This window comes from Agrobacterium sp. InxBP2, from assembly GCF_026191755.1.
In the GTDB taxonomy this organism is placed as follows: Bacteria; Pseudomonadota; Alphaproteobacteria; order Rhizobiales; family Rhizobiaceae; genus Agrobacterium; species Agrobacterium pusense.
The window spans coordinates 217,045-243,300 of record NZ_JAINDY010000029.1; the positions used below are offsets into that span (position 1 = coordinate 217,045).

20 protein-coding genes are annotated in these 26,256 nt (G+C 60.9%); 2 read left to right on the forward strand and 18 right to left on the reverse strand.

What is annotated here, in order from left to right; all coding sequences use genetic code 11:
• Window positions 1-17: 17 nt before the first annotated feature.
• The 5 genes from K7A42_RS13635 to odc2 all read right to left on the reverse strand — a co-directional run bounded on the left by K7A42_RS13635 (window position 18) and on the right by odc2 (window position 5,235).
• Window positions 18-1,313: an MFS transporter gene (locus K7A42_RS13635; protein WP_282455398.1), complete on the reverse strand. Its 1,296-nt coding sequence runs from the start codon at window positions 1,311-1,313 to the stop codon at window positions 18-20.
• Window positions 1,314-1,400: 87 nt separating this feature from the next.
• Window positions 1,401-1,802, reverse strand: a complete 402-nt coding sequence (locus tag K7A42_RS13640) for a MarR family winged helix-turn-helix transcriptional regulator (RefSeq protein WP_004445069.1) — start codon at window positions 1,800-1,802, stop codon at window positions 1,401-1,403.
• Window positions 1,803-1,896: 94 nt separating this feature from the next.
• Window positions 1,897-3,138, reverse strand: a complete 1,242-nt coding sequence (locus K7A42_RS13645; RefSeq protein WP_282455399.1) for an MFS transporter — start codon at window positions 3,136-3,138, stop codon at window positions 1,897-1,899.
• A gap of 202 nt (window positions 3,139-3,340) precedes the next feature.
• Window positions 3,341-3,910, reverse strand: coding sequence for a GNAT family N-acetyltransferase (locus K7A42_RS13650; RefSeq protein WP_282455400.1), 570 nt, complete (start codon window positions 3,908-3,910; stop codon window positions 3,341-3,343).
• A gap of 191 nt (window positions 3,911-4,101) precedes the next feature.
• Window positions 4,102-5,235, reverse strand: a complete 1,134-nt coding sequence (gene odc2, locus K7A42_RS13655) for an ornithine/lysine decarboxylase (RefSeq protein ID WP_004445074.1) — start codon at window positions 5,233-5,235, stop codon at window positions 4,102-4,104.
• A 537-nt stretch (window positions 5,236-5,772) separates the two neighbouring features.
• Between odc2 and K7A42_RS13660 the strand changes: the two genes are divergently transcribed.
• Window positions 5,773-6,666, forward strand: coding sequence for a LysR family transcriptional regulator (locus K7A42_RS13660; RefSeq protein WP_004445076.1), 894 nt, complete (start codon window positions 5,773-5,775; stop codon window positions 6,664-6,666).
• 246 nt (window positions 6,667-6,912) lie between these two features.
• Here K7A42_RS13660 and K7A42_RS13665 read toward each other — a convergent pair whose 3' ends face one another.
• The 9 genes from K7A42_RS13665 to K7A42_RS13705 form a co-directional block, all read right to left on the reverse strand.
• The gene (locus tag K7A42_RS13665; RefSeq protein WP_004445078.1) at window positions 6,913-7,866 is read right to left on the reverse strand and encodes a substrate-binding domain-containing protein; all 954 of its coding nucleotides are present in this window, start codon (window positions 7,864-7,866) and stop codon (window positions 6,913-6,915) included.
• A 72-nt stretch (window positions 7,867-7,938) separates the two neighbouring features.
• Entirely contained in the window at window positions 7,939-8,940 is a 1,002-nt protein-coding gene (locus K7A42_RS13670) for an ABC transporter permease (RefSeq protein WP_282455401.1), read from the reverse strand.
• 50 nt (window positions 8,941-8,990) lie between these two features.
• Window positions 8,991-10,514, reverse strand: a complete 1,524-nt coding sequence (locus K7A42_RS13675; protein WP_044459250.1) for a sugar ABC transporter ATP-binding protein — start codon at window positions 10,512-10,514, stop codon at window positions 8,991-8,993.
• Window positions 10,515-10,712: 198 nt separating this feature from the next.
• Entirely contained in the window at window positions 10,713-11,333 is a 621-nt protein-coding gene (locus K7A42_RS13680) for a TetR family transcriptional regulator (RefSeq protein WP_006700369.1), read from the reverse strand.
• A 100-nt stretch (window positions 11,334-11,433) separates the two neighbouring features.
• Window positions 11,434-14,568, reverse strand: coding sequence for an efflux RND transporter permease subunit (locus tag K7A42_RS13685; protein WP_045531658.1), 3,135 nt, complete (start codon window positions 14,566-14,568; stop codon window positions 11,434-11,436).
• An 11-nt stretch (window positions 14,569-14,579) separates the two neighbouring features.
• On the reverse strand, window positions 14,580-15,812 hold the full coding sequence (locus K7A42_RS13690; RefSeq protein ID WP_034496683.1) for an efflux RND transporter periplasmic adaptor subunit: 1,233 nt from the start codon (window positions 15,810-15,812) through the stop codon (window positions 14,580-14,582).
• Window positions 15,813-16,037: 225 nt separating this feature from the next.
• A complete protein-coding gene (locus tag K7A42_RS13695; protein ID WP_125271358.1) occupies window positions 16,038-17,543 on the reverse strand; it encodes a sensor domain-containing diguanylate cyclase in 1,506 nt (501 codons plus the stop codon).
• Window positions 17,544-17,713: 170 nt separating this feature from the next.
• Entirely contained in the window at window positions 17,714-18,538 is an 825-nt protein-coding gene (locus K7A42_RS13700) for a bifunctional allantoicase/(S)-ureidoglycine aminohydrolase (RefSeq protein WP_006700368.1), read from the reverse strand.
• Window positions 18,539-18,627: 89 nt separating this feature from the next.
• Window positions 18,628-19,674 carry a class I SAM-dependent methyltransferase gene (locus K7A42_RS13705; protein ID WP_282455402.1) on the reverse strand — a complete coding sequence of 349 codons (1,047 nt, stop codon included), beginning with the start codon at window positions 19,672-19,674 and terminating at the stop codon, window positions 18,628-18,630.
• A 314-nt stretch (window positions 19,675-19,988) separates the two neighbouring features.
• Between K7A42_RS13705 and K7A42_RS13710 the strand changes: the two genes are divergently transcribed.
• Window positions 19,989-21,983, forward strand: coding sequence for a putative bifunctional diguanylate cyclase/phosphodiesterase (locus tag K7A42_RS13710; protein ID WP_064263419.1), 1,995 nt, complete (start codon window positions 19,989-19,991; stop codon window positions 21,981-21,983).
• 24 nt (window positions 21,984-22,007) lie between these two features.
• On the opposite strand, the gene K7A42_RS13715 is transcribed toward K7A42_RS13710, so the two are convergent.
• The 4 genes from K7A42_RS13715 to K7A42_RS13730 form a co-directional block, all read right to left on the reverse strand.
• Window positions 22,008-23,084 (reverse strand): Ldh family oxidoreductase, encoded by a 1,077-nt coding sequence (locus K7A42_RS13715; protein WP_064263420.1) that lies wholly within the window; start codon window positions 23,082-23,084, stop codon window positions 22,008-22,010.
• A gap of 116 nt (window positions 23,085-23,200) precedes the next feature.
• On the reverse strand, window positions 23,201-24,247 hold the full coding sequence (locus K7A42_RS13720; RefSeq protein ID WP_004445099.1) for a LacI family DNA-binding transcriptional regulator: 1,047 nt from the start codon (window positions 24,245-24,247) through the stop codon (window positions 23,201-23,203).
• A 196-nt stretch (window positions 24,248-24,443) separates the two neighbouring features.
• Window positions 24,444-25,229: a TIM barrel protein gene (locus tag K7A42_RS13725; RefSeq protein ID WP_107327266.1), complete on the reverse strand. Its 786-nt coding sequence runs from the start codon at window positions 25,227-25,229 to the stop codon at window positions 24,444-24,446.
• 8 nt (window positions 25,230-25,237) lie between these two features.
• Complete coding sequence (locus tag K7A42_RS13730) at window positions 25,238-26,248, reverse strand: Gfo/Idh/MocA family protein (RefSeq protein ID WP_034496696.1); 1,011 nt, start codon at window positions 26,246-26,248, stop codon at window positions 25,238-25,240.
• Between the last annotated feature and the right edge of the window lie 8 nt (window positions 26,249-26,256).

The window sequence follows — 26,256 nt, forward strand, 5'->3', positions numbered from 1 at the left end:
GGCCTCCCCCATGCATATCACGCCGTCTGCGGCGTCAGGGTCGCGGAGCCCGGCTTTCGCAGCAGCAGAACCGAGACGGCGGCAATCATGCACATCAGACCGGCAATCTGCAGCGCAGGCATATAGGTATCGAAGTCGCTCTTGAAGAAACCGGCGCCAAAGGCAGCGGTGGCTGCCCCCAGCTGATGGCCGGCAAAGACCCAGCCGAAAACAAGACCGGCCTTTTCACGGCCGAAGTTTTCCGCGGCAAGCTTCACCGTCGGCGGCACGGTCGCTACCCAGTCCAGCCCGTAGAAGACGGCAAAGACCGAAAGCTCCACGAAGCTGAAGCCTGAGAATGAGAGATAAAGCAAGGATAGCCCGCGCAGACCGTAGAACCAGAACAAAAGGAAGCGATTGTCGAACCGGTCGGAAAGCCAACCGGCGAAGATCGTGCCGAAGAAGTCGAAAATGCCGATCACCGCCAACGTTCCCGCCGCTGTTACCGCAGCCATGCCGAAATCGCCGCAGATCGAGATCCAGTGTGTCTGGATGAGACCGTTGGTCGAAAGGCCGCAGACGAAAAACGTGCCGAACAGCACCCAGAAGACGGGGTTGCCCGAGACGCTTTTCAGCGTCACCAGCGGCGATGCCAGCGTGGCGAGGAGATTGTGGTCCTGCTTGACCGGCTTTGTCACCACCGTCTCGCCATAGGCCGGCAAACCGACATCAGCGGGGTGGTCACGCATCAAAAGCAGGACGAGGACCATGGCGGTGGCAATCACCGCGACGGACAGGGTCAAGGCGGTTCGCCAGCCATAGGCTTCCGTCAGCGCCGCCAGCAGCGGCAGGAAAACCAGCTGGCCGGTGGCGTTGCTTGCCGTCATCAGGCCGATCACCAGTCCCCGACGCTTGGAAAACCAGCGTGTCGCCACGGTGGCGCCCAGCACCAGGGCAGTCATGCCGGTGCCGACGCCGATCACCACGCCCCAGAGCAGCAGCAATTGCCACACCTCAGTCATGAAGAAGGAGGCGACAATGCCGCCCATGATCAGGGCAAGCGCGGTGGAAACCACCTGCCGGATGCCGAAATGGTTCATGAAAGCGGCGGCAAAGGGCCCAAGCAGACCGAACAGCACAAGCCTGACGGCCATGGCCGAAGAAATATCGGCGATATCCCAACCGAATTCCTGATGCAGCGGCTGGATCATCACCCCCGCAGATCCCATCGCACCGGCGGTGGCCAGCATGGTGAGAAAGGTGGTCGCGGCGACGAGCCAGCCATAGTGCAGATTTCTGCCGGCCATCCAGCTGGCGAGGCGTGCGGAGAGCATGTTCGAATTCCCTTTCCGGCGGCCGCGGCCGATATTTTACGGGTATATACCCACATTGCGGGCAGATAACCGCATATGCCCAAAAAACTACAGGGCTGCGAGCAGTTCCTGCAATTGTGCTGTCTTCTCGGGCCCAAGCCGGGCCTCGATTTCATCCTGCACCCCATCCCAGAGCGGTGCGCCCGCCTTGAGGATCGCGTGCCCTTCCTCCGTTACGGTGAGCATCGCTTCCCGCTGATCCTCGCCGTGACCAATAGCGACCAGACCCATTCGCGCCAGCACCTTGGCATTACGGCCAACGGTGGAGCGATCAAGCTCCACCCTTGCCGCCAGGTCGGTCAGCGAGACCGGCGCAACGCGGTTGATGTTCCGCAGCAGGCTGAACTGACCGATGTTGACACCAAGCGGCGCCAGCGCCTCGTCATAATAGGACGAGACCTTGCGGGATGCTTTGCGCAACAGAATGCAGTGGCAGCTATCGTTTGGCATTTGTCTCGGGTATATACCCGCAAATTCCCGGGCGCAAGGGGGTATGGAACGCAAAGATGCGACAAAACGGCCGGAGATCGCCATGCGGCAGGGTTCAGAAGCGCAGTCGGAAGAAGCCATAGGCGGCAAGAACCGCACAGACAGAGGCGCCAACCAGATAAGGCATATGCAGCGCCGCGGTGCGGCCGATCTCCGGTTCGGCCAAACTGACCATTATCCCGGCGGCAAAGGCGCCGAACGACATCGCGCCCCAACCGAAAAACCGATAGACGGAATTGACGCGTCCAAGAAGCTCATCTGGAATGAGCCTCTGCCTGTAGCTGACGGTGACCACATTCCACAACATGCCCGCTGCCGCCTCGAAAAACAGGCCGGCCGCCACCAGCGGCAAGGACGCCGACAGGCCAAGCACCAGATTGAACAGTACAAATGTGCAAAGCGCCAGAAAGAGGCTTGCCCTCGCCCCCAACCGGCGGGCAAGCCAGGGTGAGACCAGCCCGCCAAGAACGCCGCCAGCTGCGCCACAGGTCAACAGCACGCCATAGGCGGCCGCGGAGAGATTGAGCACCTCCTGCGCATAGAGAACGAGGACTGTCATTCCCCCGACAAATACGGCGTTGATAGCGCCCAGCATGATAGCGAGCCGCAGGACCATGGGGTTGCGCCACATCCAGCCAAGGCCTTCCTGCAATGCCGGCCAGAATGAAGCCGGACCGGAGGGTTTGCGTGGCGGCAGCACGATGAGCCAGATCAACACCGCCGAGACCGCGTAAAAGCCGGCATCAAGGCCGAAGGGAATGGCAATGCCCGCCGCGATCAACAGGCCGGCCAGCGGCGGGCCGATGAACTGGCCGGTCACCTGTTCGGCGCTCCACATCTGGCCATTGGCATGTTCAAGATCACCCGGCGCGACAAGCGAAGGCAGGATCGTCTGCGCCGCATTGTCCCGAACGACCTCGGCGCAGCCGAACAGGAACGCTATTACCGCGAGCGAAAAAATCGCCGACGAACCCGATTGCATCGGTAATGGCAGGTTTGCAGTGGCGGAGATCATGGCGACTGCGCATATCATCAGCGCCAGCCGTACCATGTCTGCCCGCACCATCAGCAAACGCCGGTCGCTTCGATCGGTCCAAACCCCCACCGGCAGCGCAAAAAGCAGCCATGGCAACCGTTGCGCCACCGCGATCATGGATATCAGCAGCGGATCGCTGGTCAGCAACGTGCCGAGCCATGGTATCGCCACCATCGAAATACCATCGGCAAGATTGGATACGGCGCTCGCGGAGAATAACAGGCGGTAATCACGATTGGTTCGGAGTAGAGCTGCCTGCATGCCTGATCCCCTGCTGCTGAAATCATGCCGGAGCAGACATAAACTGTCACAATGGCCAAAGAGGCTATTGCGACCTATCGCCGCCGAACCGGTATCGCATCCGATTCCCCAGCCTGGCATGAAAGAATATTTTGCAGCAATACAATTTCGCTGGATCGGCCCCGGCCACCCGGCCGGAGCACGAAATCAACGGTTGACGGTCTCAGGCAGAGAGCCTGCGGCCGCTTGCCACCAGCAGGCCGGCAGCACCTTCAAGCCAGCCAGCTTTCAGCTCCAGCGCCAGGAAACGGCTGCGCTCGAACGGGCCGGGCATGATGAGATGCTGGGCCTTGTCGGCGAAAAAGCCGAAACGCTCGTAATAGGGTGCGTCGCCAACCAGAAGAATGGCGCCATGGCCCCGCCTGGTGGCCTCGGTAATGGCGGCGCGCATCAGCGCCGAGCCGATGCCCTTGCCCTCATGGGCGGCATCGACGGCAAGCGTGCCGAGCAGCAGCGCTTCGACGGCGCGGCCTTCGCGGGAGATACCGGCTTCGACGTTCCACAGGCGCACCGTGCCGATGACATGGCCGTCCTCATCGCGGGCGACGAGCGCCAGGCCTTCGGCGGGAACGCGGCCGGCGCGCAGCTTTTCGGAAGACTTGCGGCGGCGTCCGGCGCCCATGGCGCGGTCCAGCAGGTTTTCACGGGCAACGACATCGCCCGGATTTTCCTGATCGACATGAAATGTCTGCGGTGTGAAAAATGCCCGTACCGAATTCAAAAGAGCGGCCATCCTTGGCCTCCCGTCACACAACCGCCCACACGCGGCCCTTGATGAAAATTGGTGGAGCCGTTCCGGCCCGCCGACACGCTTTCCTCGGCTGGAAGAGGTGCAGCAAGCAGGGATTTGCGCAACAGCACAATCGGCAGGGCCGGAACGGAAGCTTGGTCGAGACGCCGCCCTTTCAGCGGACGGCGCTCGGATCAGATGACGTAGGCCTTCAGCGGCTCGAAACCGTTGAACGCGACCGCCGAATAGGTGGTCGTGTAAGCGCCCGTGCCTTCGATCAGAACTTCATCGCCGATGGTCAGCGAGACCGGCAGCGGATACATGTTCTTTTCATACAGCACGTCAGCGCTATCGCAGGTCGGGCCGGCCAGAACGCAGGGCTCCATCTCGTCCTGATCGCGCTCGGTGCGGATCGGGTAACGGATCGCCTCATCCATCGTCTCGGCGAGACCGCCGAACTTGCCGATGTCGAGGAACACCCAGCGGTGGTTGTCATTGTCGGACTTGCGCGACACGAGAACGACTTCCGCCTTGATGACGCCGGCATTGCCGACCATGCCGCGGCCCGGTTCGATGATGGTCTTCGGGATCTGGTTGCCGAAGTGCTTGCGCAGCGCCGTGTCGATGGCCTGGCCGTATTCTTCGGCAGCCGGAACGTCGCGCAGGTACTTTGTCGGGAAACCGCCGCCCATATTGACCATCTGCAGGTGGATGCCCTGTTTGGCAAGCGAAGCGAAAACGCGCTTGGCATCGGCGAGCGCCGCATCCCATGCGTCAAGGTTCATCATCTGCGAACCGACATGGAAGGATACGCCGTAGGACTCAAGACCGAGCTGATGGGCGTAAACCAGAACGTCGACAGCCATCTGCGGTACGCAGCCGAACTTGCGCGACAGCGGCCATTCCGCACCTTCGCCATCCGTCAGAACGCGGCAGAACACGCGCGCGCCGGGAGCTGCACGGGCAACCTTCTCAACTTCCTCATGGCTGTCCACGGCGAAGAGATCGATGCCGAGCGCATGGGCGCGCGCAACATCGCGTTCCTTCTTGATGGTGTTGCCGAAGGAGATACGGTCGGAAGTCGCACCCGCATCGAGCGCCATCTGGATTTCAGCCACGGAGGCGCAATCGAAGTTGGAGCCGAGCGAAGCAAGCAGCTTCAGGATTTCGGGAGCCGGGTTTGCCTTCACGGCATAATAGATCGCGCTGTTCGGCAGGGAGTGCCGGAACGCGTTGAAATTGTCGCGCACGACGTCGAGATCAACCACGAGGCAAGGGCCTTCGGGACGTCGGGTCTTGATGAAGTCGAGAATGCGTGCAGTCGTCATCGATGTATTCCCTGTTAAACCGGCTCCGGAAAAATCCGGAGGACAAAGGACGCTCGAGATATGCATTCGAATCAGCCGGTGGAGGCGCAGAATCGATAGCATACGCTCAAGGCGCGAATGTGAACGACGCCCTGCCAGAGCATCATTCGGCTTTGTCTGCCATGGATTGGAGGGAATGACCCGACCGCACTTCAGGCAATGATGGTGTGCCTCTTTAGTACCCCGGCTGATGGAGAGCCGGCAGAGAACCAGAAAGGCCCGCACCGTCGTTGCTTCGTATGTCCTCGCATTTTCCGGTTGGCCGGAATAGCGACTGGAGGGGTTAGTTCCAGGTACCTTACCTAAATCCTCACCACATCGAGGAATCGGCGGACACACATGGGCACGTGCGACTTTGGGCAGCACGGGAGATAAGAATATTCGCCGTCATAATCAAGAGGATTTTTTCACCATATAGCGGAATTTTTCAGCAGCGATTTTAAGGTTGAACAGTCAGGATGCAGCGTTCAATTATATGGAACAAACTGGAGGGTTTTCATGGACACGCTGACGCGCATCCGCGCCTTTATCGATGTTGTCGAAGCGGAGGGGTTTTCCGCTGCGGCGCGCAAGACCGGGCGCTCCAAGGCGCTTCTGTCCAAATATGTGCGGGAACTGGAGGACGATCTCGGAGCGCTTCTCTTAAACCGAACCACGCGGCAGTTTTCGCTGACGGAAGCCGGGCACACCTATTACCGCACAGCATCCGACATTCTGAAGGAGATCGACAATCTCGCCGACCTTGTTCGGGAAAAGAATGCCGATCTGAAAGGAAAACTGCGGATCTCCGTTCCACGCACTTTCATCGACGCGGAGGTCGGCCAGAGCCTCATCGACTTCGCCAAGGAAAATCCGGAACTGTCGCTTGAGATCGTCGCGGAAGACCGATTCGTCGACCTGATCGAAGAAGGCTTCGATCTCGCGATCCGGATCACCCGGCTGGAGGATTCGGGCCTGATCGCCCGCAAGCTTTCCGATTTCCGGGTCTATGCGGTGGCGACGGCGGATTTCGTCGCGCAACACGGACCGCTCGATGGTCCGCAGGATTTCTCCCGCGTTCCCTTCATCATCGACACCAATACGCGTTTTCATAATACGGTGCGGTATCTGGAGCCGGATGGCGGCTCAAATTCGGTCGCCATCAGCGGCCCAATCGAGGTCAACAGCCCACAGGCGACCCTGCGCGCGGCGCGTGCCGGCCTCGGCATCGCCATGGTGCCTGACTTTATCGCCCGGCCCTATATCCAGTCCGGAGAACTGGTGACGCTGTTCGACGATTACATTTCCAAGGACCGCGGCATTTATGCGGTCTATCCGCATCGTCGCTACCTGCCCGCCAAGGTGCGCAGTTTCGTGGATTATCTCTCGGCGTGGTTCAGGAAGAACGGGTGAAGGGCCGGGCGGCATTCGCCGAGCGTCCTTCCGTCATGCCGGACTTGATCCGGCATCCAGCCACGGCGCGTCTGCGCCGTGAAAGGACTCTCCCGCGATCAAGGACTTGATCGCCCTGGACCCCGGATCAAGTCCGGGGTGACGGAGTGGGGATGCAGCCGTCTCGTCAAATCCAAACCTAGGCAAAACTTTTAGCAGCATCGACGCCCGCCTTGCAGCGGGCGTCGCATGGCAGAAGCCAGCTCGTCAGAACGGCGAATCCGGAAAGTAGAACTGCTCGGCATTGTCCTTGGTGATCAGCGTCGCATCGAGGATGTACTCACCCGCGACCGGCACCTGATCGTAGAAATGCCCGGCCGTCAGCTGCATGGCGGTCGCCACCATCGCCGGCGGATAGAGCACGTCGACCGGCACAAGCTTGTCGCCGTCCATGACCTTCTTGATCATGTCCTTGGACCCGGCGCCCGCGACGATATACTGGATATCGGTGCGTTTGGCCTGCTGGATGGCTTCCAGCACGCCGATTGCCATATCGTCGTCCTGACACCAGACCACGTCGATCTTCTTGTACTTGGTCAGATAGTCCTGCATCACACGGAAGGCGTCGTCGCGGTTCCAGTTGCCGTACTGGCGGTCGAGAACCTTGACATTCGAGCCGGCGATACCCTTGTCGAAGCCATCCTGGCGCTGCTGGTCGATCGGGATCGGCAGGCCGCGAATGACCACGACTTCGGCATCCGGCGTCGTCTTCTTGATGTATTCGCCGGCTACCTGGCCGAGCGCCGGGTTGTTGCCGGCCACATAGAGATCGCGGATCGAATTGTCGTTGACACTCGGCGCGCGGTCGACGAGCGCGACGAAGGTACCCTTGTCCTTGATCTCCTTGATGGCGTTGACAAGCGGATCGGGATCGGACGGCAGGACGACCAGCGCGTCGAGCCCCTGCACGGCCAGATCCTGCAGCGCATTGGCCTGGTTTGCGGCATCCGGCGATGTCTTGACGATGACGTTGAGCCCCGGATGCTCCTTCATCAGAAGCTTCGCCACACGTTCGGCATGGTAGACCACGCCCGCCGTCCAGCCATGGTCGGCCGCCGGAATGGACACGCCGATCGTGACCTTTTTGTCCTGCGCGTGGGCCGAACCCGCCAGCACCGTTGCCAGCGCGGCAAAGGCCACGCCGATGAATTTATTACGCATAGTCTCTTTCCTCCCAAGACCGGGGCGTTCCTCCTCCAACCGCGCCTGCCCCACATGGCGCGGCGTGATACCTTACCTGCGGCTGAGCGAGCGCTGCACCAGCATGGCGATGATGATGATGGCCCCCTGAATGGCGCCGATCAGATATTCGCTGACGAAGTTCGACAGGATCATGATGTTGCCGACGATCTCCAGAATGAAGGCGCCGCAGATCGTGCCCCAGATGCGCCCTACCCCGCCGCGCAGCGCCGTACCGCCGACGACGACGGCCGTAATCGCCTGCAGCTCCCACAACATGCCTGTCGTTGCCGACGTAGACGCGAGGCGCGGGACGTAAAGCAGCACCGCAACGGCGACGCAGAGCCCCTGTACCACATAGGCGATGGTGCGAACCCGGGCGACCGGAATGCCGGAATAACGCGCAACATCCTCACTGGAGCCCACCGCCGTCAGATGCCGCCCGTAGCGGGTACGGTAAAGCACGAAGGCGGCTATCGCAGCCGTGACGAAGATGACGATGACCGGCACCGGCACGCCCAGAACATTGCCAAAATAGACCGGGCGATAAAGCGTCTGGATTTCCGGGTTGCGCAGCGTGATCGCGCCGCCCTGCGACAGCCAGGTCGTCAGCCCGCGATAGATACCCATGGTGCCGAGTGTGGCGATGAAGGGTTCGATGCGGCCGATGGTGGTGATGAGCCCGTTTACCAGCCCGCAGGCCGCGCCGATGGCGAGCGCGAGCGCCATTGCCGCAAGAAGCATCAGCACCGGGCTCGCTATCGCGCCGCTGTTCATGAACAGGATCATCAGGCTGGCCACGAAAGCAACCATGGCGCCCACCGACAGGTCCAGCCCGCCTGACGTGATGACATAGGTCGCGCCCAGCGCGATGATGGCGATGAAGGCGCTGCGGGTGATGACATTCAACAGATTGTCGATGCCGATGAAATTGGGATTGGCGATGGTGCCGAGAACCAGCAGCAGTGCCAGCGCCACGAAAGGCGCGACGGCGCGCAGGTCCCAGTCCTTCGAGGTCTTCGGCGTTTTGCCGTTATCAAATGCGGCCTCAGTCATATTTCCCCTCAGTTTCTTTTGCCAGGCCATGTTTCCCGGAACGCGGGCGCTCAGGCGGGTTCCTGCGTGTGAACACCCGTCGCCAGCGCCACGATGTCGTTTTCAGTCATGCGCTCCCCCGTCACCTCACCGACAATCCTGCCCGAACGCATCACCAGAATGCGGTCGCAGATGCCGATCAGCTCCGGCATTTCCGAGGAAACCACGATGATCGACCGTCCCTCATCCGCAAGCCCGGCGATAAAGCGGTAAATCTGCTCCTTGGTGCCGATATCGATGCCGCGGGTCGGCTCGTCGATGATGACGATGGACGGGTCGAGCAGCATCATCTTGGCCAGCAGCAGCTTCTGCTGGTTGCCGCCGGAAAGCTGGCCCGCCAGCAAGTCCTTGCGTCCTGTGCGAATGTCGAAGTCGCGCACTGCAGCATCAAGCGCGGCCGTTTCCCGGCCGGTGTCGATCTGGAACAGACGGCTGAATTTTTTTAGCGACGCAAGCGTGAGATTGACCCGCAGATCCTTGGTGAGCAACAGCCCCTTCCCCTTACGGTCTTCGCTGAGGTAAACGATGCCGGCCCTGAGGCTGTCCTCCGCCTTGGCGAAGTGCACCGTCCGGCCAAGGTGACGCACCGTCCCACGCCCGGTCCGCAGGCCCAGCACACCCTCCATCAGCTCCGTCCGGCCCGCCCCCACCAGCCCGGCAAAACCAAGGATTTCACCTTTGCGCAGGCTGAAACCGGCATCCTGCGCATAACCGGGAACGTTGAAATGCTCCACCTCAAGAACAGGCTCGCGCTCGCCGCCGGCGTTCCGGTCGGGATAGAGTTTCGCCACATCGCGCCCCACCATCAGCCGCGCCATATCGGCAGGCTCCAGCTCCGAGGCCGGGTGAGAGGCGACCAGCCGGCCGTCGCGCAGCACGGTCACGCGGTCGGCGATTTCCTTCACTTCCGGCAGGCGGTGCGAGATATAGAGCACGGCCACGCCTTTCGCGCGAATATCGCGGATGACGTTAAGCAGCGCCTCGGTTTCGATAGGCGTCAGGCTGGCCGTCGGTTCGTCAAAAATGACCAGCCGATGCGGCACGAGCAGCACGCGCGCGATCTGCACCAACTGCCGCTGGGCGATAGACAGGCTGCCGACGATGGCGTCGGGGTCTATCACGCCGCCCAGTTCGGTGATCGCCCTGCGGGCGCCGTCGCGCATGGCACGATCGTCCACCACCGGGCCCTTGCGCAGTTCGCGGCCAAGGTAGATGTTCTGCGCCACCGTCAGATCAGGCGCGAGCAATATTTCCTGATGGACGAGCACAATGCCGCGATGTTCGGCATCCACCGGCCCGCTCAGCGTGACGGGGTCGCCGTCGACACGGATCTCACCGCCCGAGGGCTTTTCATTGCCCGCCAGCAGTTTCATGAGCGTCGACTTGCCGGCGCCGTTCTCACCGATGATGGCATGCACCTCACCGGCCCGCACGTCTATCTCTATGTCCTTCAGAACCTGAACCGGTCCGAAAGATTTCGATAACCCGACCGTCCGGACAAGTGCCGGTTCCGCAGTAACCTCAGCAATAGCCATGCGCCCTCACCGACATCCGGTGCGAACGGGCTCCTGCCCTTCGATTGTCCTTGAAGTGACCATGAGCGAACTCCTCCCAAAGCTCGGAGAAGAAGCTAGCGTTGGTTTTGAGGTACGTAAAGCAAATTTCGCTTGTGTGTTAGAATACACTGAAATGTGAGGGGCGACCGGTGGACGGGGAGCCCGCAAAACGCCTCACTATGCAGGGGAACGCTGGAAGCCTTTCATGAGGCGATGTACAGCTTCGGCGCCGTCGCTGGCCAGATCGAATCGTTTGCCGAACAGCAGCCAGTCGGAGCACATGCCCTTCAAAAGCCAGTAAAGCGCGCCAAGCGCGGATTCCGCGGTCCAGTTGTCGTTAAACGCGCCTTCCGCCTGCGCCCGCTCGAAAGCCGCCTCCAGCCGCTCCTTGTGGTATCGATCCAGCTCCTCCTGCGCATGAAGCACGGGCGCGAACTCATCGGAATAATTGGTACGAAGACTGATCGTCATGATGCGCTGGCGCTGTTCGTCGCCCGCCAGGAGCGCCAGCCATTTGCAGGCCGCTTCTTCTATCCTGGAGAGCAGCGCCGCACCCTTGAGGTCGGGATCGCCGAAATCGAGCAGGTCGGATTCCGGCAGCGCCACCGATTGGTAAAGGCCGATGAAGAGATCGGTCTTGCTGGAAAAATGCCAGTATATCGCCCCGCGTGTGACCCCGGCCGCGGCCGCCACCTCGTCAAGCGAGCTGTTGGCAACGCCCTTCTTGAAGAACACCCGCTCGGCAGCGGCAAGGATCGCCTGACGCGTCTCTTCTGCCTCGGCCTTGGTACGGCGCATTCCGTTATCTCCTTCCACTGCCGGCACGGCGCTTCCGCACCGTGCCTTTCCTCAATGCCGGGGCGTCATGACATGACGGTATCCCGGCTTTCCCTCGATGTTATTCCGCCGGTGAAACGGCGTCAGCAGCAATCTCGTTCTCCTTCTTCCGATCCCCGAAAATCTTCATGACGAAAACAAAGAACACGGGAACGAAGAAGATCGCGAGGATCGTCGCCGAGATCATGCCGCCGAGAACACCGGTACCGATGGCATTCTGGCTCGCGGCGCTCGCACCGGAGGCGATCGCCATGGGCAGCACGCCGAGCGAGAAGGCGAGCGACGTCATCAGGATCGGCCTGAAGCGCAGATGCGCCGCCTCCACCGTCGCATCATAGGTGGATTTGCCCTCTGCCCGCAAATCCTTGGCGAATTCGATGATGAGGATCGCATTTTTCGCGGAAAGGCCGATGATGGCGACGAGGCCGACGAGGAAGTAGACATCGTTCGGCATGCCGCGCAGCATCACCGCCGCCACCGAGCCGATGACCCCGAGCGGCACCACCAGCATGACGGAGAGCGGAATTGACCAGCTTTCGTAAAGCGCTGCGAGCAGCAGGAAGACGAACAGCACGCTGAGACCGATGAGCGCCGGTGCCTGCGAACCCGACTGGATTTCCTGCAGTGACTGGCCGGTCCATTCGAAACCGAAACCGCCGGGCAATTCGCGCGCCAGACGTTCCATTTCGGCAATGGCATCACCGGAGGAGTAGCCCGGCGCCGCCTGGCCACCGATACGGATCGCCGGATAGCCGTTATAACCGACCACCTGAGAAGGACCGCGCACCCATTCCACCGAGGCGAAAGAGCTGATCGGCACCATGCCGCCATTGGCGTTGCGGACGTTGAGGTTCAGAAGATCCTCGGTCTTCATGCGCTGGCCCTGTTCGGCCTGCACCGTCACGCGCTGCATACGGCCGGCATTGGGGAAGTCGTTGACGTAGGACGAACCCATATTGGCCGAGATGGTGGCGTTGATATCGCTGAAAGTCACGCCGAATGTGTTTGCCTTCTCGCGGTCGATGACGAGATTGACCTGCGCCGCATCCGGCATGCCTTCGATGCGAAGGCCGGCAAGGATGGGGCTCTGCCGCGCCGCGGCCATCAGCTGCGCGCCGGCGGCGCTCAGCGCCGTCTGGCCCGCTCCGGACCTGTCCTGCAGGCGGAAGGTAAAGCCGCTGGAGTTGCCGAGACCCTGAATGGGCGGCGGCGACAGCGCGAAGGACATTGCGTCCGGCAGGCCCCAGAGCTTGCCATTGATCCGGGCTGAGATGGCCGCTGCAGAATCCTCCGGTCCACGTTCGCTCCAGTCCTTCAGCGTCGCGAAGGCGAGGCCGGCGTTCTGGCCGGAACCGGAGAAGGAGAAGCCCGACACGGCGATGACGCGTTCAACCGCCGGCTCTTCCAGGAAGATCTTTTCGATCTGCTGGATGGACTGCAGGGTGCGGTCGCTGCTGGCTTCCGCAGGCGCCTGGATGTCCACGATCAGGTAGCCCTGGTCTTCGTTCGGCAGGAACGAGCTCGGCAATTGCATATAGGCCCAGCCGAGACCGACCAGCAGCGCCGCATAGATCACCATGAAGCGGCCGGAGCGCTTGATGATGCCGCCGACCGAAGACGAATATTTGTGCGACGCCTTGTCGAAGTTGCGGTTGAACCAGCCGAAGAAGCCCTTCTTTTCATGATGGCCGGCCTTGATGGGCTTCAGGAAAGAAGCGCACAGCGCCGGCGTCAGCGACAGGGCCAGGAAGCCGGAGAACAGGATCGACACCACCATGGTCAGGCTGAACTGCTGGTAGATGATGCCGACGGCGCCGGGGAAGAAGGCCATGGGCACGAACACGGCCGTCAGCACCAGCGTGATGCCGATGATCGCGCCGGAAATCTGGCCCATTGCCTTGCGGGTCGCCTCCTTCGGCGACAGATGCTCTTCCGCCATGATGCGCTCGACATTCTCAACGACGACGATCGCGTCATCCACCAGAATGCCGATGGCGAGAACCATGGCGAACATGGTCAGAACGTTGATCGAGAAACCCGAGACATACATGATGGCGCAGGTGCCGAGCAGCGCCACGGGCACCACCAATGTCGGAATGATGGTGTAGCGGATGTTCTGGAGAAACACGAACATCACCACGAAGACGAGGATGATGGCCTCGATCAGCGTGTGAATGACCTTCTCGATCGAAATCTTGACGAAGGGGCTGGTATCATAGGGAATTTCATACTCTATGCCCTGGGGGAAATAGCGCGACAGCTCCTCCATCGTGGCGCGTACGCCCTCCGATGTCTGCAGCGCATTGCCGGTCGGCGACAGCTGCACGCCGATGGCGGCGCTCGGCTTGCCGTTCAGGCGGCTCGAGAAGTTATAGCTTTCGCCGCCCACCTCAACACGCGCGACATCGCGCAGCCTGACGGAAGAACCATCCGGATTGGCGCGCAGCACGATGGAGCCGAACTCTTCCGGCGATGTGAGCTGACCCTGCACGTTGACGGTCGCGGAAATCTGCTGGCCAATCGGGTTCGGCGATGCACCGATGCGGCCGGCGGCGACCTGCGAGTTCTGCGCCTGGATGGCGCCGATGACGTCGCTCGACGTCAGGCTGAGGCCCAGCATCTTGTCCGGATCCATCCAGATGCGCATGGAGCGCTGGGTCGCAAAGAGCTGCGCGCTGCCGACGCCGGGAACGCGGCGCAATTCTCCGAGCACGTTGCGGCTGAGATAATCGCCGAGACCGATGGCATCGGTATTGCCGTCGACGGAGGTGAGCGCCACCATCATCAGAAACGAGGTGCCTGCCTGTTCCACGCGCAGGCCCTGCTGCGTCACTGCCTGCGGCAGGCGTGGCTCCACGCGTGCGATGCGGTTTTGAACTTCGACCTGCGCCTCACCGATATTGGTGCCTGGTTCAAACGTGACGTTGATCGAAATGCGCCCGGAAGCCTCCGATGTCGACTCGAAATAGATCAGGCCGGGAACACCGTTCAGTTCCTCTTCGATCGGGCGCGTGACGCTCTGGTAGATATCTTCCGGCGCAGCGCCGGGATAGGTCGTGGAGACCGAAATCTGCGGCGGCGCCACATTCGGATATTGCGCAATAGGCAGCATGGGAATGGCGAGCAGGCCCGCCAGCATGATGAAGATGGCGACGACCCAGGCAAAAATGGGCCGATCGATGAAAAAACGTGCCATGAAATCGGTCCTTATTGCTTCTGGGCCGGAGCCGCGCTCTCGCTACCTGCGGCAGCGGCGACATCGGCCTCGTCGGACCAGGGTTCAGGCTTCACCTTGGCTCCCGGGGCGGTCTTCTGGAAGCCTTCGGCAACAACGCGGTCGCCATCCTTCAGCCCTTCCGAAATCACCCAGCGGTCACCGATGGAACGGCCGACGCTGACGCGCCGCTGCTCGACCGTATCTTCGGCGTTGACGACAAGCACGCTCGCCTGACCGCCGGCATCGCGCTGAACCGCCTGCTGCGGCACCGCGAATGCGGCCTTCTGAATGCCCTGCTGGATCTGCACGCGGACATACATGCCCGGCAGCAGATCGCCGTTCGGGTTGGGAAATTCGCCGCGCAGCGTCACCTGGCCGGTGGTCTCATCCACCGCCGCCTCCGAAAACAGCAGACGGCCGGGCTGCGGGTAACGGCTGCCGTCATCGAAGAGCAGATTGACTTCGGCTTCATTCGGGCCGGTCATCAGCTTGCCGTCCTGAAGCGCCTTGCGCAGCCGAATGAGATCGGCCGCCGGCTGGGTGAAGTCGGCATAGATCGGATCAAGCTGCTGGATCGTCGCCAGGTTTTCAGAGCCGGTCGCGCTGACGAGCGCGCCTTCCGTAATACGCGCGCGGCCGATCCGGCCGCTGATCGGGGCTTTGACATCCGCATATTGAAGATTGAGCTTCGCTTCCGCCAGGCCTGCCTCAGCCACCGCCACCTCGGCATCGGCCTGCGCCAGCTGGGCAATGGCATTGTCGAATTCCTGCTGCGAACCAACGTTGGAACGGCGCAGTTGCTGCTGCCTGTCGGCCGTCTGCCGCGCCTGAAGCTGCGCGGCCTGCGCCCGGCGCAACGTGCCCTCGGCGCTGTCGACGCGCACCTGGAACGGGGCGGGATCGATGCGGTAGAGGACATCGCCTTCCTTCACCAGCGAACCCTGCTCGAACACGCGCTCAACGATGATGCCGGAGACACGCGGGCGCACTTCCGCAAGTCGCGTCGGAGCAATGCGGCCCGGCAGGTCGTTGGTTATCGGCAGCTCTTCCTGCTTTACGGTCACGACCTTGACTGCACCAGGCGGCGGCGCGCCGGGGGCAGACGCCTGCTCGTCGCTACATCCGACCACAACGATGCCCGCCAACAACACCGCCACGATCTGCCCCAGTCTATTCGCCATTCTGCGCTCCGAATCCATGAAAAAGGTCACATTTACATACATACTAAGACGTATGTAAATTTCTGACAATAGAATTGTTGCAGCGCAAAACCGGCCTCACGCGCTTGTGAAGCCGCGCGAGACGGCGTGGAAACACGGCCTGCATTCGCAAGAGCATCGGGAAACGGAAGGGTCTGGGACCCACGACGGCGCGGGTCCCACCTTGGGCCTTATGGCCGGAAGATCAGAAATAATTGCGCGAGCGAGGGTCGATGACCCCTCTTACCGTCAGGACAAACGCTTCAGCGAGCTGGCTTCCGGCTGGGGGCCGGCATTGGTCTTGTCGTTATTGTCGGCAGACCTGTTACGCAGCGCCGCGTAATAGGCATTTTTCTGCTCGTACATATTCATATCGGCGCGGCGCACCAACGATTCCATCGTCTCGCCTGCCTCGCTGGTCGCCACACCCAACGACAGGCTGAGCGGTGCGCTGGAATAGAACTGGTTGTTGATCTTCAGCAGCTCATAAACGGTTTCGACCATGGCGGCGGCCACCTGCTTGTCGGCGCCGGGAAGAAGAATGGCGAATTCGTCGCCGCCGATGCGGGCTGCGTGGTTCGGCGCGGTCACCACGCCGTTCAGCACCTCGCCCATGCGTCGCAACAGGGCGTCGCCGGCATCGTGCCCAAGCTTGTCATTCGCGTCCTTCAAGCCGTTGAGATCGATCACGATCGCCGATACGGGCCGCAACGCGCTGCGCTCCAGCCTGTTCAACTCGTCGGAATAGAAGGCGCGGTTGTGCAGCTTGGTCAGCACATCGTGCTTGCCGAGATATTCGAGGTAGGCTTCGGCTTTCTTGCGCGCGGTAATATCCGTCAACGCCACCTGCACCAGAGACCAGTCCCGCTCATACCCGGGAAAAACCGAAAAATGCAAAAGCAGATGCCGCTCGGAACCGTCCAGCGCGTAGTTCACCACCTCGCGGTGATGGCTGAGATTACCGTTCCAGAGTTCCATCAGCTGTTCGCGGAACGGCTTTTCCATCTCGTCGCGGAAAATATCGCCTAGCCGCTGCAGCAGAACCTGCCGGTCCGGCGCACAGAACAGGTCGAGCGTCGCGCGATTGACGTCGATGACGCGGATTTCGCTCATGCATTGCCGCACGAATTCCGGATGCACATCCATGAAGACCCGGAAATCGATGATGCCGCGCTCCCTGACCTCCTCGATCAGGCGCCTTACCCGGCTGAAATCCTCCACCCACAGGGACACAGGCGAATGTTTGAACATGCCCTCGGCATAACGGCGGTTGAGCAGCTCCTTGCGGCGGGCCTCCTCCCGCTCCGTCACATCCTCGGTGGTCAGAAGCAGCCGGTCGAGCGTGTCCTCGTGGCCGGGTATCACCGCGCCGCGCAACTGAATGTCCAGCCGCTTGCCACCGATCGAATAATTGACAGCATTGCTGGTGAATTCCGTCTTGCCGGCCCAGAGTTCGGAAAGCTCGTTCACATGGCTCTCTAGCATGTCATCGCGAAAGATGCGGTGCAGATTGTCGACGAGATGGCCCTGGTCGTGGGCCTCGAACAGTTCCAGCGTCCTGGCGTTGACCTGGATGACGCGGATCTTCTGCGAACAGGCCGCCACCCTTGTCAGATCGTCCAGAAGAAACGCCCTGAGATCCTCTACGCCCTCCGCCCGCCAGATATCGAACTGGCGCTTTACCTCGCTGAAATCCTCGATCCACATCGCCACGGGCGCAAGATTGAAGACATTGGCATCGATCGTCTCAGTCATACGGGCAAGTCTTCTCAAGGATAGGTGCAGGCGGATCACCAAACGGAGCGGCGCAGCAATAGCCGCCGCCTACGGGAATTTATTAGGGATATTCGATCCAAAGCAAGCATTTATCGCGCAAGCCGCCGGATTGCGCGACAATTCATGGTTTTTTGCAGACCGCAGGCCCGTTACCAGAGCTTCACGTGTCGGTTTACATCCTTATAGAGCAGATAGCGGAATCGGCCCGGCCCGCCCGCATAACACGCCTGCGGGCAATAGGCGCGCAGCCACATGAAGTCGCCGGCCTGCACCTCCACCCAGTCCTCGTTCAGCCGGTACACGGCCTTGCCTTCGAGAACATAGAGGCCGTGTTCCATGACATGGGTTTCCATGAAGGGAATGGTCGCGCCCGGCTCGAAGGTGACGATGTTGAGATGCATGTCGTAACGCACGTCATCAGGATCGATGAAACGGGTCGTCGCCCATTTGCCGTCGGTGTCCGGCATTGCCGAAAGGGCGGTCTCGTCTTCATGGGTGAAGATCGCCGGCGGTGGCTCCAGCCCGTCTACGGCCTGAAACGCCTTCCGCACCCAGTGGAATTTGACCGGCGCCTTGCCCGAATTACGGATCTGCCAGCGGCTGCCGGCCGGAAGGAAAGCGAAGGAGCCCTCCCGCAGCTCATGCCGGGCGCCCTCGAATTCCACGGTCATCTCGCCATCGACGACGAAGATCGCCGCCTGCGCCCGTGCGTCCGGCTCCGGACGGTCGCTGCCGCCGCCGGGCTGCACTTCAACGATATATTGCGCGAAAGTCTCGGAAAAGCCGGTCATCGGCCGGGCGATGATCCAGGCACGCGTGCCGGTCCAGTGGGGCAGCACGCTTGTCACGATATCGGACATCACGGTCTTGGGGATGACAGCATAGGCGGTCTTGAATACAGCCTTGCTCGACAGGAGTTCCGTCTGCCCGGGCAGACCGCCCATATCCGAATAATATCTCTTCATTTCAGCCATTCCATTCTGCAATGCATTCGGCGCGGATTCTTAGGCCCGCGACGAGGTTTAAGCAAATGGTTATTGGCAGGAAGACGGGCCGAAGGATGTCATGCCTTCCTACGCATCGTCGCGTAGACGATATTGTGGTTCTCGCCGAAGAACACCTCAGCCTCGATGCTGTCGGGATCGGCGCTGGCATTGACGATCCGCCACATATCCGCCTTCGAGCGCAACAGCAGCGCCCAGTTCATGAAGGTTTCCATGTAGCCGTCCACAACGATGTCCTCGGAGAAGTTGGCGAAAAGGAACATGCCGCCGGGTTTCAGCATCTCCATGCAGCGCCGCGTGAGTTTGATCGCCACACGGTCGTTCAGGTAGTCGTATAGACCGGCTGCGTATATCAGATCGAAAGTGCCGAGCTCCTGCGTGCGCAGGACGATATCGCGCACCGAGCCGTCGATCGCCTCGATGCAGGTGCCGGCGAAATCGCGGGCAACGGAACCGACGCTCAAGGGGTCCTGATCGAGCGCCACCCAGCGCCGCAGCCTGCCCTCCTTCAGCGCTGCGGAAGCATCCGCCTCGCGCAGATGCCCGGACGCTATGGTGAGGATTTCGGTATCTTCACCGTGCCGGGCCGCCGCTTCGTCGACAAAGCTCGTCAGCAGATCCCGTCGCTCGCGCACCGCCACGGAAGAACTGGCGTCCTTCGTATAGTCGTAAAGATCACGCCCCAGCGGCGTCGCATTCTTCACCAGACCGGCAACGCTTTCGTGACCATAGATGAAGTCCAGCAATTGCGCATCGCCGGAATAACCCCGCGGCTTGTCGAACGACCAGCGCGTGAACGGATCCTGCAGAAAACGCTCCGACACGGGGTGATTCTGTATGACGGGGATCAGTTCAGCCCACACGCTTGAGTGGAGTTTTTCTCGCAACCCATGCAGCGCCCCCGCCGTTCGATGTATTATGTCATGTGCTGAAATACCATTATCGAACTGCTGCTGTGCCAATTCGAGAATGATGGCAATTTCTGCTTTTGCAACTGCGAACTGCTCATCGAACGTTTTCGTTTTGCGTGCAAAAATCTCTTTTGCGACAGTATCCGGGGTGATCAGACTTGCCCCATCCAGATTTTTCTTCTTTACCCGCACCACTTCAGCCTCCAGTGTTAACACATTGTTAACTATACGTTTCTGGGACACCGAAGGCCACTCGATTTCGATTTTTGCGCGGTGTAGGGATAGATTAGTAAATTAGCGTATTTTTTTGGTCACACTCTCGGGTGGCGGCTGGGAGGATAGGCGGTTTAGTGAAACTTAATGTTGCGAACGTATGATGCGTTCTTCCTTTCCATGGTCTCAAACAGCTTTGGCAGAGATCGACAGGAACCCGAACTGGGTGCGACAGCACACGGAAAAGTGGAATAAGCAGTTACTTAATAAGTATACGCAACACTATGGGAAAGTGCATGAAGCACACATTGGGAGAGGTGAGTGGACAGCAAGACTATCGGCGGCCGGACTCCCGGTTTTCTGATGAACTTCTTGCCCTTTACCAGCAGGAAGGCGAACGCAGCCGCCGGGGTTCTATCCGTCGGGGCCTGTGGACGGCTGTCTTCATTTATCTTCTGTTTGCCGCTTCAGACATCGTTCTGATACCCGACGTCGCGTTTTACACCATTGTCGCACGTTTCGCGGTCGCCGTATCAGCGCTGCTGACACTGGAAATCCAGCTACGCCGGGGAGCCAGCACCGCAGCGCTCGACCTCACCTGTGCGACCGCCCTCGTCATGGGTTATATCGGCTGGCTATTGCCATCGCTGCTGACCGACAATATCGAAAACATGTCCTATTACATGGTTTTCGGGGCGATCTTCATGATGGGCGCCAATCTGTTTTTCACTTTCAGATTCCATCTGTCGCTGGTGTCATCGGGCATCATTCTCGTCACCTATTTTCTGGCGGCGACGCAGTTTCCTGAAGACGCTTTCTACAAATTCGCTTTCGGCACCTTCTATATCTCCTGCTTCGTCTTCACGTCTTATGTGAACTGGAACCTGAACAGGGAACGCTACCATGTCTTCGTCAACGGGCTGGAAGCGAAGGCCCAGCAGAAGGCGGCGGATGAGCGTGGCCAGGCGCTGCTGCGTCTTTCCAACACCGATTCCCTGACCGGGCTGCAGAACCGCCGCGCCATCGATCACCATCTGCGCCTGTTGTGGGATAACTGGATGAAGAAGGAAGAAGGTTTTTCCGTATTCCTGATCGATGTCGATTTCTTCAAGAAATACAACGACCGTTATGGCCACCAGGAAGGCGACAAGTGTCTCGTGACCGTGGGCAATGCCTTGCAGGATGCAATCATCCAGCACGGCGCCTCGATCGGCCGCTATGGTGGCGAAGAATTCATCGTGCTGGCGCCATTCAAGTCCAAACAACAGGTTGGCGAACTCGCCGAAACGATCCGCCATACCGTGGAAAGCCTGTCCCTCGCACATGACCAGCGCCGCGACGGCACCTTCATCGTCACTGTCAGCATCGGCGCCTCCTTTACCCGCCCCAACCCGGACGGCAAGCTGGAGAAGATCATCAACGAGGCCGATCGCGCGCTTTACATCGCCAAGGGCAATGGCCGCAATTGCATGAAGCTGTTCGATCCCGACGATCCGCAGACCAGCGACGAAACGGAAAACATCGCCGCCCTTCTGAAGATCGCAGTTGCGGAGAACCTTGTTTCCCTTGTCTACCAGCCGATCTTGAACATCTCGACCAATGAAACGACAGGCGTCGAGGCGCTGATGCGACTTCGCCTGCTGGATGGCAATTCCGTCGCCCCCAGCATCTTCATCCCGATCGCCGAGCGTACCGGCACGATCATGGAACTGGGCCTGTGGACCATCAAGACGGTCTGCAAGCACATATTGGCCGATGACAGGGTTGATGTCGTCAGCGTCAATGTGTCACCCATGCAATTGAAGAACCCTGGGTTCGCCACGTCCGTCGCGGCCATTCTCGTGGAAGCCGGTATTGCCGGCAACAGGCTCGCCTTCGAAATCACCGAAGGCCTGGACATGGAAATGCATTCGGATGTGCTGCGTTGCCTGAACGACCTGAAGACGCTTGGCATCAAAATCTGGCTGGATGATTTCGGAACGGGTTTCGCCGGGCTGTCATGGCTGCGCATGACGGATTTCGATACCGTCAAGATTGATCGTTCTTTCCTGCATGACAGCAAGACCCCACGCGGACGGGCGATGCTGCAGGACATGATCCGCCTCATTCGCAATCGCGGCCATAAAATTTTGATCGAAGGCGTGGAAACCGAGGAACAGCTGAGACTCGTGCGCCAGATGGAAATCGATTACGCGCAGGGCTATTACATCGGCCGTCCGGTCGTGGCGGAAAGGCTGGGACCCGCAAAAGCACCCTATCCGCGCCCCAGCATGCTTCTTCGTCCCGCCTGAGCGGGCGCTGACAATCGTGGAAGCTTAGTGATATGCGGGCGGGCTGACCGAAAACTTTGCCGCCATTTCCGAAAAGGCCGCGCGGGTGACCGGATCGACCGGCGCCCCTTCCCTTTCCCGCTTCGCCGCCACCGCCCATTCGCGATCGCCAGGCGCCATGACCTTGCAATCCTCGCGAACGGGGGAACCCCGCAGCACTTCGAGATAGCGCTTCATGCCCTCGTCAAACGCGTCGCGCTCAAGGAAGGCTTCTGGTTTCAGCGCCAGAACGAAGGCACCAAGCCCGCGCGGCGTGGAGAAATCCGGCCCGCCCATCGGGGCGATATCGAAGCTCAGCTTCATGCCGGTCAGAACCGCACTGAAAATCTCCACCATTCCCGCCAGCGCCGCGCCCTTGAAGCCGAATTCGCCGCCGACGGGGGCAAGCATTTCCGCAGCATTCGGATCCCTTGTATCGACGCCGTCACCATCCGAGGCAACCCCCGCAGGCAATTGCTGTCCTAGGCTGCGGTAAAGCAGCACGCGATTATAGGGCACTGCGCTGGTCGCCATGTCCAGCAGCCACGGCAGGTCATCCGCTGCAGGAACGCCGATGGCAATCGGGTTGGTGCCGTGAAAGCGCATGGCGCCATCATGCAGGCGCACGAAACTGTCCGAATTGCAGAATGCCAGGCCGATATAGCCCTGCCGGGCCGCCTCCAGCGCATAAGCCCCAGCCGGTCCGAAATGCGAGGAATTCCTGATCGCCACCGCGCCGATGCCAAATTTTTCCGCGAGCGCCATGGCGTTTTCCATGGCCGCATAGGTGGCGCGGGCGCCGTGGGCGTTGTCCGCATCCACCGTCTCCACCGCGCCGAAGCCGGAAACGCGGCTGATTTGCGGCCGCGGATTGAGACGCCCGCCTTCAAGTGCGGTGACATAATGAGCGAGCAGGCGCACACCGTGGCTGTCAACGCCAAGCCGCGTGCCATGCATCATGGCGCGGGTCGCCGCATCGGCCGTCTCGTCATCCGTACCGGCAGCGAGGAAAACGGCGCGGCAGAACCGATCCAGCTCATCCAGCCTCGCCAGAGCAGGGACGTTTTCATTGCTGTGCGACATGCGGGGAACCCTCCCGATTCCAGAATCCATGCCGCACAGGCTATTCATGGGATAGGTTTTTGCAATCGAATATCACGTGGAAAACGTCGATCGGCGCGTCGGCGGCGGAAAGCGGCCTATTTGCGCGGCGGGGCGATACTGCCCCTCAGCACCAGCCGGCAACCGAGTTCCAGCCGGTGCGCCGGCCGGGTGGGATCGGCCGCCACCAGCCGCTGCTCCAGCAGCGACAGCGCCGCCCCGCCCAGCCTGTCGGCGGGCAACTGGATGGTGCTGAGAGGCGGTGTGCTGAAGGCGGCTGGCATGATGTCATCGAAACCCAGCACCGAGACATCCTCGGGCACCCGGATGCCGGCCTCCCCCAAGGCCTTCAGACAGCCGAGCGCCAGATTATCGGCGGCGCAGAAAATCGCGGTGGCGTTTCGCAGTGGTCGCTGCTCGGCAAGCAGACGGCGGATAGCCACCTCCCCCCATTCGGGTTCGTAGCTCTCGACCTCGATGACCATATCGGCCGGAACGGCAAGGCCCGTTGCAAGGAATGCATCGTTATAGCCATCATGACGACGGCGGATCGTCGTGCGGCCCTTCCAGGTCACATGCACAATATTGCGATGCCCGAGCGACAGCAGATGCTCGATGCCGAGGCGAGCGCCGAACCGGTTCTCCGCCGTTACCGTATCGACGATCATGGCCGGATCTTCGCCATTGATCAGCACCACGGGCTTGCCAAGCGCGGAAAGCGCCTCGACCAGCTGCGGCCTGTCGTCATTCAGAACCACGACACCGTCCACATTATCTGTCCTGACGGCTTCGGCAACCGCCACGGGGTCGAGCCGGCTCGTTGCACTGACATAGGGAACGATGCGGATTCCGCGCCGCTCGCATTCGCGGCGGAAGCCGTTCAACATTGTCCAGCTGACCATGTTGAGGTCGCTCTGCGGTGCCGCGTCATTGGTCATGGCCAGCAGGACGACACGCAAGGTGGCGATGGTCGCCTTCTGGCGCCGGTTTTCGAGATAACCAAGCGACCGGGCGGCTTCCAGAACCCGCTCGCGAACCTGCGTGGTGAGCGGTGCCGTGCCGTTGATCGCATGCGAAGCCGTGCTCAGCGAAACATTCGCCTCCCGCGCGACGTCCTTAAGCGTCGTTTTCCTGTCTATTTTCATAAAAGGGAATTCAACCACTCTTCTTCGGACGGCCCTGGCGGAAAGACTCACGCAATCGATCTGAAGAATAACCGCGCCGGTCTGCTACTCTCTCGTTACCGGAGACTACAGCATCATCCGTAAATGCGGAATTGATTTCTCCGGCTTTGGCGATCGTCCGGTTGCCGCCCGCGCTTCACCGCGGGCGGCAGCGCGGTCAGAGCGCGCCGGCGATGTGGTCGATGCTGGCTTTCACGGCAGCGGCCGGGTCCTTCAGGTCATGAACTTCCGTCGCAAAGGGCTCGAAGCTGTAGGGCCCCTTGTAACCGGCGGCCTCCAGCGCCCTGATCTGGGCGATGTTCTCCAGCCGGTCGGCGCCATCCACCAGGACGCGGTGGGCATCCAGCATGTCGGCGACGGAGACGGCGGGGTCGGTGACGCCGGAAATGTGGACGAGACCGGTGCGCTCGGGGAAGAACGCCGTTTCGCCCGCGAGGTGATGGTGGAAGGTGTCGTGCACCAGCCTGTAGACATCGCCGCCGCCGGCCACATCAATGGCTCTCACCGCCTCGGTCTTGGTGCGCAGCGAGGAGACCGGGAAGCCGAGCGGTTCGACAAGACCGGTAAGGCCTCTCTCCTCAAGGATCGGCTTCATGGCCTTCAGCGCCGTCACGAGATCGTCGAAGGAAACCGCCCTGCCGTCATTGAGCGGGCACATGACCAGCGCTTTTGCACCGCTCGCCGCGGCGTAATCGGCCATGGCGACGGCGCGCTGCGGCAGGTCGCCCGACCAGACGTTGAAGGGATAAAGCGCGTTGATGGAGATGATCGTCACGCCGGCCTTGTCGGCCGCCGCCTTCACCTGCGCCGGCGTCAACGTGCCGACAATATCCGGCAGGTCGTTGCGGATCTCGACCTCGGTGAGGCCGAGTTCGCGCGCGGTCTGGAAGAAGTCCTCAAGCGAAAGCGCCGGGGCGGTGATGTGGTTGATGGCAAAACGCATGAAAGACCTCACTGATAAAGGGCGGGACGGGCGGGAAGCCTGATTGCGACGGCTGCTCCGTCCGTCTCCTGCGCGGCGACGCAGGCATCGGAAGTGATCGCGGCCACGTAGCCGTCCCAGGAATTGGGGCCGGAGGCTGTTCCCTTCGCCGCCGCATGGATGAAGTCCTGCAATTCGACGTCGTAGCTGGCGATGAAACGATCCTTCCAGTCGGTGAGAATATCGTTCTGCAGCTTGGCGCCGAGCCGTGTCTGTATCGCCATCGGCTCCGGCAGGCTGGCAATGCCGTCCTCGCCGACCACCTGGCACTGTATGTCGTAACCGTAGTGGCAGTTCACGAAGATTTCGACGTCGATGATCGTGCCCCTGGCCGTTTCCAGAATGACGATCTGCGGGTCCCTCAGCTTTGCATGGCTGCGGGCGGCGGCACGTGGAAAGAGAACCCGGGCCGACACATAGTCGTCATCGAGCAGCCAGCGCAGCACGTCGATCTCGTGGATCATCGTGTCGTGGATCGCCATGGGCGTCACATACTGCTCCGGAACGGTCGGGTTGCGATGGGCGGCATGGACCATGATCGGGGCGCCGATCATGGTGTCCACGGTCTTTTTCAGCGCCACGTAACCGGCGTCGTAGCGGCGCATGAAACCCACCTGCACCAGCCGTTTGCCATGCGCCACCTCAGCATCGACGATCCGCTTCGCGCCCTCTGCCGTCGTCGCCAGCGGCTTTTCGCAGAAGCACGGCTTGCCGGCGGCGATGGCCGCCAACACATATTGCTCATGCGTCGCGCCCCAGGAAGTGACAAGCACGGCATCCACATCAGCTGATGCGATGAGCTCCTCGCCGGTGGCGAAAATGGCGGCATCAGGGGCGATGTCTTTTTTGACCGCTTCGGACGAGGCGCGGTTGACGTCGCTCAGCGCCACGACCTTCGCACCGCCCAGAACCTCATTGATACGTCGGGCGTGATCGCGCCCGATGGCACCGGTGCCGATGACACCAATTTTCACAGTCATCTGAAAAA

Bases quoted from the DNA above. Each gene is read 5' to 3' on its own strand.
- K7A42_RS13635 (WP_282455398.1), bottom strand. From the start codon at position 1,313: ATGCTCTCCGCACGCCTCGCCAGCTGGATGGCCGGCAGAAATCTGCAC.
- K7A42_RS13640 (WP_004445069.1), bottom strand. From the start codon at position 1,802: ATGCCAAACGATAGCTGCCACTGCATTCTGTTGCGCAAAGCATCCCGC.
- K7A42_RS13645 (WP_282455399.1), bottom strand. From the start codon at position 3,138: ATGCAGGCAGCTCTACTCCGAACCAATCGTGATTACCGCCTGTTATTC.
- K7A42_RS13650 (WP_282455400.1), bottom strand. From the start codon at position 3,910: ATGGCCGCTCTTTTGAATTCGGTACGGGCATTTTTCACACCGCAGACA.
- odc2 (WP_004445074.1), bottom strand. From the start codon at position 5,235: ATGACGACTGCACGCATTCTCGACTTCATCAAGACCCGACGTCCCGAA.
- K7A42_RS13660 (WP_004445076.1), top strand. From the start codon at position 5,773: ATGGACACGCTGACGCGCATCCGCGCCTTTATCGATGTTGTCGAAGCG.
- K7A42_RS13665 (WP_004445078.1), bottom strand. From the start codon at position 7,866: ATGCGTAATAAATTCATCGGCGTGGCCTTTGCCGCGCTGGCAACGGTG.
- K7A42_RS13670 (WP_282455401.1), bottom strand. From the start codon at position 8,940: ATGACTGAGGCCGCATTTGATAACGGCAAAACGCCGAAGACCTCGAAG.
- K7A42_RS13675 (WP_044459250.1), bottom strand. From the start codon at position 10,514: ATGGCTATTGCTGAGGTTACTGCGGAACCGGCACTTGTCCGGACGGTC.
- K7A42_RS13680 (WP_006700369.1), bottom strand. From the start codon at position 11,333: ATGCGCCGTACCAAGGCCGAGGCAGAAGAGACGCGTCAGGCGATCCTT.
- K7A42_RS13685 (WP_045531658.1), bottom strand. From the start codon at position 14,568: ATGGCACGTTTTTTCATCGATCGGCCCATTTTTGCCTGGGTCGTCGCC.
- K7A42_RS13690 (WP_034496683.1), bottom strand. From the start codon at position 15,812: ATGTATGTAAATGTGACCTTTTTCATGGATTCGGAGCGCAGAATGGCG.
- K7A42_RS13695 (WP_125271358.1), bottom strand. From the start codon at position 17,543: ATGACTGAGACGATCGATGCCAATGTCTTCAATCTTGCGCCCGTGGCG.
- K7A42_RS13700 (WP_006700368.1), bottom strand. From the start codon at position 18,538: ATGGCTGAAATGAAGAGATATTATTCGGATATGGGCGGTCTGCCCGGG.
- K7A42_RS13710 (WP_064263419.1), top strand. From the start codon at position 19,989: ATGAAGCACACATTGGGAGAGGTGAGTGGACAGCAAGACTATCGGCGG.
- K7A42_RS13715 (WP_064263420.1), bottom strand. From the start codon at position 23,084: ATGTCGCACAGCAATGAAAACGTCCCTGCTCTGGCGAGGCTGGATGAG.
- K7A42_RS13720 (WP_004445099.1), bottom strand. From the start codon at position 24,247: ATGAAAATAGACAGGAAAACGACGCTTAAGGACGTCGCGCGGGAGGCG.
- K7A42_RS13725 (WP_107327266.1), bottom strand. From the start codon at position 25,229: ATGCGTTTTGCCATCAACCACATCACCGCCCCGGCGCTTTCGCTTGAG.
- K7A42_RS13730 (WP_034496696.1), bottom strand. From the start codon at position 26,248: ATGACTGTGAAAATTGGTGTCATCGGCACCGGTGCCATCGGGCGCGAT.